Here is a 13,891-nt window from a genome sequence, read left to right as displayed (position 1 = left end):
CCTCTCCTTGCTACAAAATGGGATCGTGCACCGTAACCAGCTTAGTGCCGTCGGGAAAGGTGGCCTCCACCTGTACCTCGCGGACCATCTCCGGCACGCCCTCCATGACGTCCTCACGGCTGAGCAGATTGCGGCACGAACCCATGAGCTCGGCCACGCTCCGCCCATCCCGCGCGCCTTCCAATACCGCCAGGCTGATGTAGGCCACGGCTTCCGGATAGTTGAGCCGAAGCCCGCGCGCCTTGCGCCGCTCCGCCAGCAGCCCGGCCGTGAACAGCAAAAGTTTGTCCTTTTCTCTGGGCAGCAGTTCCATAATGCCTCCTTGGATGGAGAATTTCACACCCCCACCCATCTTTTCAAAAAGCTCCGGCCCAGACGCGCGGCGGGCAGGGCGCCCGGCCCGCCAGTACAGGACGCAGCAAGGCCCAGACCTGAAAAAACAGCCGCCGGGCCGCTTCCATATCCGGCCCCAGATAGCGCAACAACAGCACGCCCTGGCGCAGGGTGGCCCCGGCCCGCCCCGACGCGGGGGACAGCGCGCGAACCGGGCCGGGGCCGGGACGGCCACCGGAGATCAGGGGCGTACAGGGGCTCTCCGGGGCCAGCCCTTCCTGCAACTGGGCGCAGACCGCTTCCAGGGCCGCCTGGTCCGGGCCGGGGCCGCCTTGCGCCTCTGCCCGGCCCACGGCAAACAGCGTGGCACACACGGTTTCTCCCTGCAGGCCGAAAGGCCCGTGCTGCAGCTCATCCCCGGCCGTGAGGTCCAACGTCTCGTGCAGCAGGGGGCGGCCCGCGCGCCAAAGGCTCAATCGCTGACGCAGACGGCCGCGCGTAAAGCGTTCTCCAGCCGCCGCACGGCCCAGACAAAGGGCCTCCCAGCCCAGGCAACAGGCCGTGGCATCCAGGTCAATGGCCGTTGTCAGCTCGGCCCGCGCGCCGTCATAGACGATGGTTTCACGCGGCAGCCACTCCAGCAGGCCGCCGCGCACCCGCAACGCCACATGCTGGGCCTGGGGCACCTGGCAGGCGTCCGCGGCATAACACTTGGCGGCCGAGGGCGTGGTAAGCAGCACATGGGCCTGGGGCTCCACCAAGGCGGTTATGCGCAGATCGTCACCGCTTACCAGGCCGCCGGGCGGATGCAGCAAACAGCAGTGGCAGGGCTCGGCCAAGGCAGCTGCGGCCAGGGGCGCGCCCGGCAAAGGCCCTTCCGGGTAAAAGGGGCGCTGCACGCGCAGGGGACCGTGAAAAGACATCCTGGTCAGCACGCTGCGCGCCAGCCGCGCTTCAAAAATAAGGTCCAGCCCGGCGCTCCAGCGGCGGTCCGGCCCGAACCCGTGCCCGGCGTCGTCGTGCGCCGCAGGCGCAGCAAAGCAGGGGGAAGGGGCAAGGGGGGAAGGGGGCAGCACAGCGGGGCCTCAGACGCTCAAAAAGGCTTTGACCGTGGCCGCGTCCAGGCCCTGCATGGGGCCCTGAGCCATAATGTGCCCCCGGTCCATGATCATATAGGTATCGGCCATACGCCGGGCAAAGGGCACTTTTTGTTCCACCAGCAGGACGGTAAGGCCCAGCTCCGCGTTCAGCCGCCGGATGGCGACGGCGATATCCCGCACGATATTGGGCTGGATGCCTTCGGTGGGTTCGTCCAGGATGAGCAGGCGCGGTTCCAGAACCAGGGCGCGGGCAATGGCCAGCTGCTGTTGCTGCCCGCCGGAAAGGTCGCCGCCCCGACGGGAGAGCATTTCGCCCAGCACCGGGAAAAAGTCGAAGATGAAGGACGGAATGCTGCGCAGGCCGTCCCGGCGCATGGGCAGGGAAAGCTCCATGTTTTCCCGAACGGTAAGCAAGGGGAAGATTTGGCGGCCCTGGGGCACATAACCTATGCCCAGGGCCGCACGACGCTCCACAGGCAGCGGGAGCAAGTCCTTCCCTTCCAGGAAAATATGGCCGGAGCGCGCGGGCAGCACGCCCATGACGCACTGCAGCAGCGTGGTTTTGCCCACACCGTTGCGGCCCATGAGGCAGGCGCAGGAACCGGCGGCCACTTCCAGCTCCACATCCCGCAGGATGTGGCTGGATCCGTAATACTGATTGAGATTTTCTATCCGCAGCATGACGTTTACTCCAAGGGTTCGCCCAGGTAGGCCTCCACCACGGCCGGATGGTTCTGCATGGCCTCCATGCTGCCCTCGGCCAGCACGCTGCCCTGATGCAGCACCGTGACCTTGTGGGCAATGGCCCGAACAAATTCCATATCGTGTTCCACCACCATGATGCTTTGCTTACCTTCCAGCTCGTGCAACAGCTCAATGGTGCGATCCATTTCCTCCGGGGTCATGCCCGCCACAGGTTCGTCCAGCAGCAGCAGGCGGGGCTTCTGCATAAGCAGCATGCCGATTTCCAACCACTGCTTCTGCCCGTGGGAAAGGCTGCCCGCGGGCATGCGGGCCTGCTCCGCGAGGCGAATACGGGTGAGCACTTCCTCCAGGCTGTCGCGCTGTTCGCCGTTGAGCCGCGCGCGAAAAGCGCCCCACACGGTTTTACGGCCCGCCAGGGCCAGCTCCAGATTCTGGGCCACCGTCAAAGCCGCAAAGACCGAAGGCTTCTGGAATTTGCGGCCGATGCCCGCCTGGGCAATGGCTACCTCGTCCATCTGCAGCAGGTTGCAGTCACGGCCAAACCAGGCTGTGCCCGCGTCGGGGCGGGTCTTGCCCGTGATGACGTCCATCATGGTGGTCTTGCCCGCGCCGTTGGGGCCGATGACGCAGCGCAGCTCCCCTTCGTCCACATAGAAGGTCAGGTCATTGAGCGCCTTGAAGCCGTCAAAACTCACGCCGATGCGTTCCAGATAGAGGGCGATGCGCGGCTTTTCCAGCATGGCGCGGGGAGGCTGCACGCGCTCCCGGAGCGGACGCTTGTCAAAGGGCGTGTGGCTGGCCTCGTAGGCTTTGGCCGCTGCTTCCACTTCCTCCAGGCTACGGCCCTGCAGATAGTCGCGAGAGGATTTCATGCCGCGCCTCCTTGCGTTGCGGCCTCGGAAGGCGCAGAGGGCCTTTGACGACGCAGCCATGCGCGCAGTTGCGCAGGCAGTCCCGCCAGCCCCTGGGGCAGGAACACGGTGACCAGCACAAACAGCCCGCCCAAGGCAAATAGCCAGACCTCCGGCAGCACGCCCGTGAACCAGGTTTTGAAGGCATTGACCGCAATGGCCCCCAATACCGCGCCGTAAAGCCTGCCGCGGCCTCCCAGGGCCACCCAGACCACCACTTCAATGGAATTGAGGGGTGAAAACTCGCCGGGGTTGATAATGCCCACCTGCGGCACATAGAGTGCGCCGCCCACGCCCGCCAGCACAGCGGAAAGGGTGAACACCGCCACCTGAAAGCGCTCCACCCTGTAGCCCAGAAAGCGCGTGCGGTCTTCGGCGTCGCGGATGGCCACGCAGACCCGCCCCAGGCGCGAGGCCGTCACGGCCCGGCACAGACAATAGCCCGCCATGAGGGCCAGCGCCGAACAGGCAAAGAGCGCCGTGCGCATGCCATCGGTCTGGATGTCAAACCCCAGCAAGGACTTAAAGTCCGTAAGCCCGTTGTTGCCGCCGAAGCCCATTTCGTTGCGGAAAAAGGCCAGCATAAGGGCGTAGGTCATGGCCTGACTCATGATGGAAAAATAGACCCCCGACACCCGCGAGCCGAAAGCCAGTCGGCCGAACACATAGGCCGTCACGCCCGGCAGCAGCGCCACCAGCAGAGCCGCCGCCCAGAAATGCTCGCTGCCGGTCCAGAACCAGGGCAGTTCCTTCCAGTTAAGAAAGACCATGAAATCCGGCAGGTCCGGATTGCCGTACACGCCGCGCGCGCCGATCTGGCGCATGAGGTACATGCCGAAGGCATAGCCGCCCAAGGCAAAAAAGGCCCCGTGCCCCAGGCTGAGCACCCCCATGTAGCCCCAGATCAGATCCACGGAAAGGGCCAGCAGGGCGTAGGTCAGGTACTTGCCCAGCAAGGCGACCAGATAGCCCGGCACATGCAGGGCGCTGGCCTGGGGCAGCAGGCTGCCGCCGCAGACCGCCAGGGCGAACAGTGCCGTAAGCAGCAGAAAAACGCGGGTGGAGCGGTTGAAGAGCCCTTCGTGCGGCAGAGGATCCTGCCCGGCGCGAAGGACCGGCGCCGTGGAGAGTAGCGTGCGCATATTATGCCTCCACCGCCCGGCCCTTCTGCGGAAAGAGCCCGCGCGGCCGCTTCTGGATAAACAGGATAAGACAGACCAGAATGATGATCTTGGAGAGCATGGCCCCGCTTACGGGCTCCAGAAACTTGTTGGCCACGCCCAGGGCCAGGCCGCCCGTGAGCGTGCCCCAGAGGTTGCCCACCCCGCCGAAGACCACCACCATGAAGGAATCAATAATGTAGCCCTGGCCCAGGTTGGGCCCCACGTTGGTGACCTGGCTCAGAGCCACGCCGGCCATGCCGGCCACGCCGGAACCCAGGCCGAAGGTCAGGGCGTCCACCCGCGCGGCGCGCACGCCCATGCAGCGGGCTATGGGCCGGTTTTGCGATACGGCGCGCACCTCCAGCCCCAGTCGGGTACGGTGCATGGCCGCGTGGATGCAGGCAAAGACTCCCAGGCAGAACAGCATGATGTAGACGCGGTTGCAGGTCAGGGCAAAGTGCGGAGTGATCTGCCACACGCCACTCATGAAGTCCGGGGTCTGCACGGCCCGGTTGAGGGGCGAAAACACGCTGCGCACGGCCTGCTGCAGCACCAGACTCACGCCAAAGGTGGCCAGCAGGGTTTCCAGCGGCCGGCCGTAGAGAAAGCGGATGACCGTGCGCTCCAGCAGCACGCCCATGCCGCCGCTGACCAGCAGGGCGGCGGGCACGGCCAGCAGCAGCGCCAGGCCGGGGCGGCCGGGCAGCATTTGCTGCACGCCCCAGGCCGTGTAGGCCCCCAGCATGATAAATTCGCCGTGGGCCATGTTGATGACGCCCATGACGCCAAAGGTGATGGCCAGACCAGTGGCCGCCAGCACCAGAATGGATCCCAGGCTGAGGCCGAAAAAGAACATTTCAAAAAACCCGCCCCACTGGGCGGCCACACGCTGTCTGTACAGGGCGTCCTGCGCCGCCTTGGCCACCGCCGGGTCAGCACTGTCGGCAAGGGCGTTCAGGGCGTTACAGGCCGTGGGCGCACCGTTGGCGTCGAGCGCGGCTACGGCCTGCAGCAGGTCTGCAGGGGTGGCGCTTTTGTCCGCCGCCGTGTGCAGGGCCAGGGCGGCTTCCAGGCTGGCGCGGGTGGGAGCGTCCTTTTCCACATCCAGCAAGGCGCGCAGGGCCGGGGCTTTGAGCGGCGGTACGGCGCTTTCCATCAGTGCGGCGGCCGCGGCGCGGCGGCGCAGCACGTTGGGCGCAGTGAGGGCGCGGGCGTTCAGAACATCGGTGATGCGCTGGCGCTGACGGTTGCTGGTGCCCACGCGGCGCAGTCCTTCAGCGGGCCGGGCCGACGCTTCCGGCGCAAGCAGTGGCCGGGCGGCACCATCAGCGGCCGCCACATAGAGAGTCCGGGTTTCCTGATCCGCCAACAGACGGCCGTGGAGCAGGGCGCGCAGCAGCCTGTCCTGAAGGTCGACGGGCAGGGTGTCCAACAGGTCCAGGGCCTTGTCCCTGTCCATAACCTTGGGGCTGACCAAAGCCCGGAGCAGTTCCGCAGGCAGGGCTGTGGACAGCCCGGCCTGCTCCTGGGTCGGGCTGGGCTCCGGAGTCGTGGCGGGAGTCAGCGCCGCGTCTCCGGAGGCAGCGCCCGCCGCCGGAGCGGCAGTGGGCATTGCCAAGGGCAAGCCGCACAGGATGCAAAAAAGAAGGGATAACACCGCGCGCATAGACATATCCTTGTCCGGGGGGCTCTCCGGCATGACAGCCGGAGGGGACAGCCGGTGGGGGAGGGGGGCCGACGCGGGCAGGGTCGGCCCCCTCCGGTTGCAGGGTGGAGGCTCTATGAGCTTTGGACGTGCGGCCTTACTTGGCAGCGCCGCCGCACTGTTTTGTTTTTACGTTGTAGTTGCCGCAGTTAATGGGGTCGGTCCAGTCCGCTTCCAGGTCTTTGGAGCCGGGCAGGTAATCGGACCAGGCGTCGCCGGGCACCACTTTGGGCGTCTCCCAGACCACCTGGAACTGACCGTCGGCCTGGATTTCGCCGATCAGCACGGGCTTGGTAATGTGGTGGTTGGGCAGCACCTTGGCCATGCCGCCGGTGAGGTTGGGGGTTTCCAGCCCCACAATGGCTTTGAGCACCTTGTTCACATCCGTGCTTTTAGCTTTTTCCACGGCTTTGACCCAGAGGTTGAAGCCGATGTAGTGGGCTTCCATGGGGTCATTGGTCACGCGCTTGTTATTCTTGATGTAGGCGTGCCATTTTTTGATAAAGGCCTTGTTGGCGGGCGTGTCCACACTCATGAAGTAGTTCCAGGCCGCCAGGTGGCCCACCAAGGGCTTGGTGTCGATGCCCGAAAGCTCTTCCTCGCCCACAGAAAAGGCCATGACCGGAATATCCGCCGCAGAAACGCCCTGGTTGGCCAGCTCTTTGTAGAAGGGCACGTTGGCGTCGCCGTTGAGGGTGGAAACCACGGCGGTCTTTTTGCCGGCGCTGCCGAATTTTTTGATCTCCGCCACAATGGACTGCCAGTCGGAATGGCCAAAGGGCGTATAGTTGATAAGGATATCTTCCTTTTTCACGCCCTTGGCGGTGAGGTAGGCCTCCAGAATCTTGTTGGCCGTGCGGGGAAAGACATAGTCCGTGCCGGCCAGCACCCAGCGCTGCACGCCCAGGTCGTTCATCAGATAGTCCACGGCGGGGATGGCCTGCTGGTTGGGCGCGGCCCCGGTGTAGATGACGTTGCGTGAAGACTCCTCGCCTTCATACTGCACGGGATAGAAGAGCAGGCCGTTGAGCTCCTCAAACACGGGCAGCACAGACTTGCGCGAAACCGAGGTCCAGCAGCCAAAGACCACGGCTACCTTGTCTTTGCTCAGCAGTTCGCGGGCTTTTTCCGCAAACAAGGGCCAGTTGGAGGCGGGGTCCACCACCACAGGCTCCAGCTTTTTGCCCAACAGGCCGCCTTTTTTGTTCTGCTCGTCAATGAGCATGAGCATGGCGTCCTTGAGCGTAGTTTCGCTGATGGCCATGGTGCCGGACAATGAATGCAGAATGCCCACCTTGATGGTGTCTGCCGCGCGTGCGCCGGTAACGCCGCCAAGGGTCAGGGCCAGCGCCAGCAGTGCCAACATTTTCTTCAACATCGCTTCCTCCTGGGAACACGGGGTGTACGCGCCCGGCCCCCATGGGACGCGGTGCGTTGTTGCCTTTGGGTAGCAAGCGATGTGCCAGCTTGGATTTTTTTATATCAGTGCGATATGTAATAATATTTTTTTAAAGTATCCCGCTTTACCGAAACATTTTTGTTTTTTTGCCCCGAGTATAAAACATTTTTGTTTTATACTACCGCACAAAAAAGCCCTGCACCGCAAAAGGCGGTGCAGGGCAATGGGCTCTCAAATGGGCTTTCGACGGCTTTTTGCCGCTGTCAGGGATGGCAATGCTGCAATGCCCTGGCGGTTGCGTAAGCAGACACCCGCCGTGGAGGCGCAAGCGCAGCTTCAGCGTTGCGACACAGGATGCTGCGGATGCAAGCAATCGCTATTGATTTGCGCGCTGAAACGCCGGAGCGAGCGTGCCTTACCCTTTGCGAATACCTATTCGCAACGGTGCGTTGCTCTAGAGCATGTAACACTTGAAATGCTCGCTTACGGCAGGCAAAAGCCTGCCTTCTCGCATTTCGTGGCAAGGATTTTCAAGAAAATCCTTGCAGAGCAATTAACTCATTTCATTCGTAAACTGCGCTATTTGTGCAGCTTTTGGGCGATGAGTTCGCGGATGATGGTGCTCAGGCCCGGCAGGTCGGGTTTGGAAACCTGCTTATCCGCCCCCACTTTGACGCCTTTGGCGTAGAGCGCTTCGGTAATGAGCGAAGAAAACAGGATGACGGGCAGGTGGTGCATGCCCGGCGCTTCCTTGATTTTGGCCGTGAGCATGTGGCCGTCCATTTCAGGCATTTCGATGTCTGAAACCACCAGGTGCACCAGGTCGGTGAGTTCCTTGCCCTGGGCCTGCGCCTCGGCCTGGGTTTTCAGCAAAAATTCCCAGGCCTCCCGTCCGCTGCCCACAGCCGTGACCTGAAAGCCGGATTTTTCCAGTGAAGATCGAATAATGTGCCGCAGGGAGTTAGAGTCGTCCGCCACCAGCAGGTGGAACTGTGCGGCCCCTTCCACCGGGCTGCTGTCCAGCTCCACCTTGGACATGTCCAGGCTGCTGTCCAGATTGGCCAGAATTTTTTCCATATCCAGGATGAACAGTACGCGGTCCTGGATGCGCAGCACGCCAGTGATGCTGTCGCGCGAATACGTCTGCACATAGCGGTTGGGCGGCTCAATGCGGTCCCAGGTCATGCGGTGGATGCTGGTGACCGAAGACACCAGGAAGGCCGCCTGCACGCCGCTGAATTCTGTGACGATGACCTTGGCGTTTTCTCGCGTGGACATCTCCTTGCCCAGCCAGGCCGCCAGATCCAGCAGAGGCAGCACCTTGCCCCGCAGATTGAAGGTGCCCAGCACCGAGGGGTCGTGCTTGCTGGGCACACTGGTGATGCTGGGCAGGCGGATGATCTCCAGCACCTTGGCCACATTGATGCCGTAGCGCCCGCTGTAGGCGCTGCCGTCCGGCTGCTTTTCGTCAATAAGAAATTCAATGATTTCCAGTTCGTTATTGCTGACGTTGAGCAAGCTGTTCTGCGACATGGCGTCCTACCCTCAAACAGTTTCACTTCGGGAAGAAGGCTTCCCCGGTGCTTGCGTCACCCACGCCGGCACTGGTCTGCGTCCTTGGCAAAGCTGTATATTGCGACTTGTAAAGCTCATCGGCAAGGCCGCGATTTTCTTAAGACGCCCCAGACCGCCGCCAGAAAAAAATCAGGACAGGACAACCTTGCGCCCCGGCGCGCCCTTGCCGCCCGCACGGGGCGGCTCGCGCCTGGGGCAAAACCCTTCCATGGGGCATTGCCCGCACTGGGGCTTGCGCGCCGCGCAAACCTCCCGGCCGAACCAGACCATGCGGTGGTTGAAGTCACCCCACTCCTCGCGGGGCAGCAACGCCATGAGGTCGCGCTCCACTTCTACGGGGTCTGTGGCGTCCGTAAGGCCCAGCCGATAGCAGATGCGCTTGACGTGCGTGTCCACGGCCAGGCCCTCATTGATGCCAAAGGCCCCGAACAGCACCACGTTGGCCGTCTTACGCGCCACGCCGGGCAGGGTCACCAGCTCCGCCAGGGTTTGCGGCACCGAGCCGCCAAACTGATCCCGCAGGCGGCGCGCCGCGCCCAGCAGGTTTTTGGCCTTGCTGTGGTAAAAGCCCGTAGGCCGGATGACGGCTTCCAGCTCCTCCGGCGCGGCTTCGGCCAGTGCCGCGGCGTCCGGCCAGCGCCGGAACAGCTCCGGGGTGACGGTATTGACCCGCGCGTCCGTACACTGAGCGGCCAGCACTGTGGCCACCAGCAGTTCCCAGGCGTTGCGGGCGTCCAGGTGGGTGTGCGGCGCGGGATAGCGCGCCTGCAGGGCCGCAAGCGTGCGGGAAGCCCGCTCTTGGCGGTCGTTTTTTGTGCTCATGGGCCTGCTATGCCATAGCCTGTTGCCCGCCGCAAGGGCGTCCTCCGTGCCCGCGCGGGACGTTCCCAAAAATATCCGGGCCGCTACGGGCAGCAGCTGTGTCTCCCGTGCCCGCGCCGGAACGTTTTCGCCATACGGCAACCCTTTCCTGCCATAGAGGCAAGCGTTTTTTGCTCGACCTTGGGCCCGGGGTTTGGCATGCTGGCGCTGTTCTCCCTTAACCTTGGCTTGCTTCGGGGCACTTCACCCGACGCCACCCCGGACGTTTGGCCGTCACCGGCCCTGCCGCGACGGATTTTTCACAACATGCCGATTTAACAGGTGTAAATTATGAAGATCATAGGCTTGCTGGGAGGCATGAGCTGGGAAAGCACGGTCAGCTATTACCAAATCATCAATCGGGCCGTAAACCAAAGGCTCGGCGGACTGCATTCCGCCCAATGTCTTCTCTATAGTGTGGATTTTCAAGCCATTGAGGATTGCCAGAAGTCCGGGCAATGGGAGAAAAGCGGCCGCATCCTGGCCAAGGCGGGTCAAGCCCTGGAACGGGGCGGGGCAGAAGTGCTGCTTATCTGCACCAACACCATGCACAAAGTTTTTGACCAGGTGCGGGCGGCCGTAAGCCTGCCGCTGATCCACATTGCCGACGCCACGGCCGAAGCGGTTTTGGCGCGCGGTCTGCGCCGGGTGGGCCTGCTCGGCACGGCCTACACCATGGAGCAGACTTTTTATAAAGAAAAAATCATGGCGGCGGGCATTGAGGTTATAGTTCCCCCACAGAAACAGCGCCGGGAAATAAACCGCATCATTTTTGAAGAGCTCTGCCACGGCGTCATTGCCGCGCGCTCCCGCGAATTTTATCTGCGTGCAGTGGAAGATCTTGCGGTGCGCGGCTGTGCGGGCATTATCATGGGCTGCACGGAAATCGGCCTGCTGCTGCGCCAGAGCGACACGCCCATTCCCCTTTTTGACACCACGGAAATCCACGCCCTGAGCGCGGTTGCCTTTGCCCTGACCGCAGCGTGACGGCCGGTTCGCCCTTTGTTTTTCCACAGTCTGCGTGTAGAATGCGGGGCAGGAGGCGCGAGTGCCCTACCTTGTCTATATGACCGTACCAGGCCGTGAAGCGGCTCTGCGTCTGGCCCGCGGCCTGGTGGAGCGCCGGCTGGCCGCCGGGGTCAACGTGCTGCCCGGCGCGCAATCTGTGTACCGCTGGCAGGGCAGGGTGCACGAGGCCGAAGAGTGTCTGCTGCTTGCGCAGGTCAGCGATGCGGCCTTTGCGGACGTGCAGGCCTTTGTCCGCAGCGGGCACCCCTACCAGCTGCCCTGCGTGCTGGCCCTGCCCCTGGCAGACGGCCTCAAACCCTTTTTGCGCTGGATCGAACGCAACAGTCGGCCCCTGGCATAACGTTTCTTTCACCCTTGTCCTTTTCGGCAATGAGGCAACCATGTCCATCTACGTTTCCGGTTCGCTGGCCTTTGACCGCATCATGACCTTTCCCGGCAATTTTCAGGACCACATCCTTATGGACAAGCTGCACATGATCAATGTGAGCTTTATGGTGGACGGCATGGACGAACGGCGGGGCGGCTGCGCGGGCAACATCGCCTATTCTCTGGCCCTGCTGGGCGAAAAGCCGGTCATCATTTCCGCCGCCGGGCGGGACTTCGGCCCCTACGCCACGGCGCTGGAGCGGCTGGGCCTGCCGCTGGAAGGCATACGCCGTCAGGACGACATCTTCACGGCCCTCTGCTACATCACCACAGACCTCAACAGCAACCAAATCACCGGCTTCTATCCCGGGGCCATGACGCTGCCCGCCCACTACGCCTTCCCCCATCTGGACCCCGAAGCGGACATGGCCATCATCTCTCCCGGCAATGTGGAAGACATGCGCCGCCTGCCCGGCTTTTTCCGTGAGCAGGGCGTGCCCTACATCTACGACCCCGGTCAGCAGCTGCCCGTACTTTCCGGCGCGGACCTGCTGGCCGCCATTGAAGGCTCCTTTGCCTGCATCACCAACGATTATGAGCTGAACATGATTTGCAAGGCCACAGGCAAAAGCGAAGACGAACTCGTGGGCCGCACCCTCTGGCTGGTCACCACCCTGGGCGCGGACGGGGCCGTGGTGCGCGGCGCAGACGGCACGGAAACGCGCATTCCGGCCGTGCCCTGCACTGCCGTACAGGATCCTACCGGCGCCGGCGACGCGCACCGCGCGGGCCTGCTCAAGGGCCTCACCCACGGCCTGACCATGCCCGAAGCCGCCAGACTGGGCTCTGTAAGCGCCAGCTTTGCCCTGGAAAAACTGGGCACGCAGGAACACAGCTACACACCGGAGCAATTTCGTCAGCGCTACGAAGCGGCTTTCGGCCCCCTGCCCCAGGGCATTCTGTAAGCACGGTTCTGCGCCGCTTGGCGCAGCCGCCAGGCACTGCAACATTGCAATGCCCTGGCGGCTGCGTAAGCAGATGTCCACCATGGGGCGCAAGCGTAGCTTCAGCCGTTGCAACACAGAATGCTGCGGATGGAGACAGCACCGCTATGCATTTGCGCGCTTAAGCGCCGAAACGAGCGTGCCGTAAACGTTGCGAATACCTGTTCTCAAAGGTAACTGCTCTGCAAGGATTTTCTTGAAAATCCTTGCCACGAAATGCGAGAAGGCAGGCTTTTGCCTGCCGTAAGCGAGCATTTCAAGTGTTAAATGCTCTAGGAGGCCCCAATGCTGCCGACCCTCGCTCTGATGATCTTTGCCGGCTGCATGGTGGCCCTGCAGGCCCCCATCAACGCGGCCCTGGCCCGCGCCGTGGGCACCCTGGAAAGCAGCTTTATTTCCTTTACGGTAGGGGCCCTGTTTTTGGGGCTGATGAGTCTGGTTCTGGGGCGCGGGCACGTTCTGCGCCTGACCGAAGCCCCTGCCTGGCAGTGGGTGGGCGGGGTGTTGGGCGCCTGCATGGTCTTCAGCACGGTACTGGCCGTGCCGCGCATCGGCGCTCTGGCCACGGGCGTGGCCATGATCCTCGGCAACCTGTTCATGGCCTCTGTCATCGACCATTTTGGCTGGTTTGGCCTGACCCCCATGCCGCTGGACTGGCGCAGAGCCGTGGGCCTGCTGCTCATTTTGGCCGGCCTGGTACTGGTCATGCGGCGCTGATAGCGCCGTCAATGACATAGCCGCCGGGCCCGCATCAGACCTGTTCGCCCTTGTCCGCATCCATGCCCAGCCTGTGCAGCAGGGCGCCCAGTTCTTCGCGACTGGCGTAGGGCAGGGCGATGCGTCCCGCGTTTTCGTCGCCGCTGATGCGGGCCCGACAGCCCAGACTGCGGCTGAGGTCCTGCTGCAGGGCCTTCAGCTCCGGGCTTTTTTTGCGGGGAACACGCGCCTTCGGCACAACGGGCGCCGCATCCGCCAGATCCCAGGGCAGGGCGTTGTTGCCGCGCCAGTAGGCGGCCGCATCCTCGGCCTCGCGCACAGTAAGATTGTGTTCCACAATGCGGCAACGCAGGTTTTCCGCCGCCGCGGCCTCGTCCACGCCCAACAGGCAGCGGGCGTGCCCGGCGGTGAGCCGCCCCTCCTCCAGATCCTTGCGCGCTTGCGGGCTCAGCTGCAACAACCGCAGGGCATTGGCCACCGAAGGTCGGCTGCGGCCCAGGCGCAGGGCCAATTCCTCCTGCGTCAAATTCAGGGTCCGGCGCAGGGCCTGCAGGGCCTCGGCCTCTTCAATGGGGTTCAGGTCTTCGCGCTGCAGATTTTCAATCAGCGCAGCGGCCATGACCTCTTCTTCCGACATCTGGCGCACATAGACCGGCACCTGCTGCAGGCCCGCCAGCTGCGCCGCCCGCCAGCGCCGTTCGCCCGCCACAATCTGATAGCCCTGACCGCCGGGCAGGGGCCGCACCAGCAAAGGCTGCATAATGCCCTGCATTTTGATGGATTGCGCCAGCTCCTGCAGGCCCGCGTCGTCAAACCGCCGCCGGGGCTGATCCGGATTGGGGTGCAAATCCTTCACCGCCACCTCCGCCACAGCGCTGCTCACTTCCTTCTGTGCCGCCGAGCCGGCGAAAAGGGCGTCCAACCCCCGTCCCAGTCCTTTGCTGCTGCCGCTCATGGCTGCTCCTTGTACACTGCATTTTGCAATAGCATTTCTTTATTTCCCTTGCGGTTTTGCTCTGCCAA

At 63.4% G+C, this 13,891-nt stretch carries 14 protein-coding genes; 4 read left to right on the top strand and 10 right to left on the bottom strand.

The window, feature by feature from the left end:
• Positions 1 to 10 precede the first annotated feature (10 nt).
• From ureA to nth, 9 genes are all read right to left on the bottom strand, one after another.
• Positions 11 to 313: an urease subunit gamma gene (gene ureA, locus EB812_RS04345; protein WP_118229407.1), complete on the bottom strand. Its 303-nt coding sequence runs from the start codon at positions 311 to 313 to the stop codon at positions 11 to 13.
• A 43-nt stretch (positions 314 to 356) separates the two neighbouring features.
• Positions 357 to 1,409 (bottom strand): urease accessory protein UreD, encoded by a 1,053-nt coding sequence (locus EB812_RS04340; protein ID WP_207287312.1) that lies wholly within the window; start codon positions 1,407 to 1,409, stop codon positions 357 to 359.
• 9 nt (positions 1,410 to 1,418) lie between these two features.
• Positions 1,419 to 2,114, bottom strand: coding sequence for an urea ABC transporter ATP-binding subunit UrtE (gene urtE, locus EB812_RS04335; protein WP_118229406.1), 696 nt, complete (start codon positions 2,112 to 2,114; stop codon positions 1,419 to 1,421).
• A gap of 5 nt (positions 2,115 to 2,119) precedes the next feature.
• Entirely contained in the window at positions 2,120 to 3,010 is an 891-nt protein-coding gene (gene urtD / locus EB812_RS04330; RefSeq protein ID WP_118229405.1) for an urea ABC transporter ATP-binding protein UrtD, read from the bottom strand.
• Complete coding sequence (gene urtC, locus EB812_RS04325; RefSeq protein WP_130957870.1) at positions 3,007 to 4,191, bottom strand: urea ABC transporter permease subunit UrtC; 1,185 nt, start codon at positions 4,189 to 4,191, stop codon at positions 3,007 to 3,009. Before urtC ends, urtD begins: the two co-directional genes overlap by 4 nt.
• Position 4,192: 1 nt before the next feature.
• Positions 4,193 to 5,878 carry an urea ABC transporter permease subunit UrtB gene (urtB, locus tag EB812_RS04320; protein ID WP_207287311.1) on the bottom strand — a complete coding sequence of 562 codons (1,686 nt, stop codon included), beginning with the start codon at positions 5,876 to 5,878 and terminating at the stop codon, positions 4,193 to 4,195.
• Positions 5,879 to 6,014: 136 nt separating this feature from the next.
• Positions 6,015 to 7,295, bottom strand: a complete 1,281-nt coding sequence (gene urtA, locus EB812_RS04315; protein WP_118229403.1) for an urea ABC transporter substrate-binding protein — start codon at positions 7,293 to 7,295, stop codon at positions 6,015 to 6,017.
• 600 nt (positions 7,296 to 7,895) lie between these two features.
• Positions 7,896 to 8,849, bottom strand: a complete 954-nt coding sequence (locus EB812_RS04310; protein WP_118229402.1) for a chemotaxis protein — start codon at positions 8,847 to 8,849, stop codon at positions 7,896 to 7,898.
• 171 nt (positions 8,850 to 9,020) lie between these two features.
• Complete coding sequence (gene nth / locus EB812_RS04305) at positions 9,021 to 9,713, bottom strand: endonuclease III (protein ID WP_118229401.1); 693 nt, start codon at positions 9,711 to 9,713, stop codon at positions 9,021 to 9,023.
• Between the two features lie 330 nt (positions 9,714 to 10,043).
• On the opposite strand from nth, the gene EB812_RS04300 reads away from it, so the two are divergent.
• The 4 genes from EB812_RS04300 to EB812_RS04285 all read left to right on the top strand — a co-directional run bounded on the left by EB812_RS04300 (position 10,044) and on the right by EB812_RS04285 (position 12,868).
• Positions 10,044 to 10,739 carry an aspartate/glutamate racemase family protein gene (locus tag EB812_RS04300; protein ID WP_118229400.1) on the top strand — a complete coding sequence of 232 codons (696 nt, stop codon included), beginning with the start codon at positions 10,044 to 10,046 and terminating at the stop codon, positions 10,737 to 10,739.
• 61 nt (positions 10,740 to 10,800) lie between these two features.
• The gene (cutA, locus tag EB812_RS04295) at positions 10,801 to 11,121 is read left to right on the top strand and encodes a divalent-cation tolerance protein CutA (protein ID WP_118229399.1); all 321 of its coding nucleotides are present in this window, start codon (positions 10,801 to 10,803) and stop codon (positions 11,119 to 11,121) included.
• Between the two features lie 40 nt (positions 11,122 to 11,161).
• Positions 11,162 to 12,112 (top strand): carbohydrate kinase family protein, encoded by a 951-nt coding sequence (locus EB812_RS04290; protein ID WP_118229398.1) that lies wholly within the window; start codon positions 11,162 to 11,164, stop codon positions 12,110 to 12,112.
• A 324-nt stretch (positions 12,113 to 12,436) separates the two neighbouring features.
• Positions 12,437 to 12,868: a DMT family transporter gene (locus EB812_RS04285; RefSeq protein ID WP_165450888.1), complete on the top strand. Its 432-nt coding sequence runs from the start codon at positions 12,437 to 12,439 to the stop codon at positions 12,866 to 12,868.
• A gap of 34 nt (positions 12,869 to 12,902) precedes the next feature.
• Here EB812_RS04285 and EB812_RS04280 read toward each other — a convergent pair whose 3' ends face one another.
• Positions 12,903 to 13,823, bottom strand: coding sequence for a ParB/RepB/Spo0J family partition protein (locus EB812_RS04280; protein ID WP_118229397.1), 921 nt, complete (start codon positions 13,821 to 13,823; stop codon positions 12,903 to 12,905).
• Between the last annotated feature and the right edge of the window lie 68 nt (positions 13,824 to 13,891).

The organism is Desulfovibrio legallii (assembly GCF_004309735.1).
Classification (GTDB): Bacteria; Desulfobacterota; Desulfovibrionia; order Desulfovibrionales; family Desulfovibrionaceae; genus Desulfovibrio; species Desulfovibrio legallii.
The sequence above is the reverse complement of the archived record's forward strand: the minus strand, read 5'-3'. Positions and strand labels throughout refer to the sequence as shown.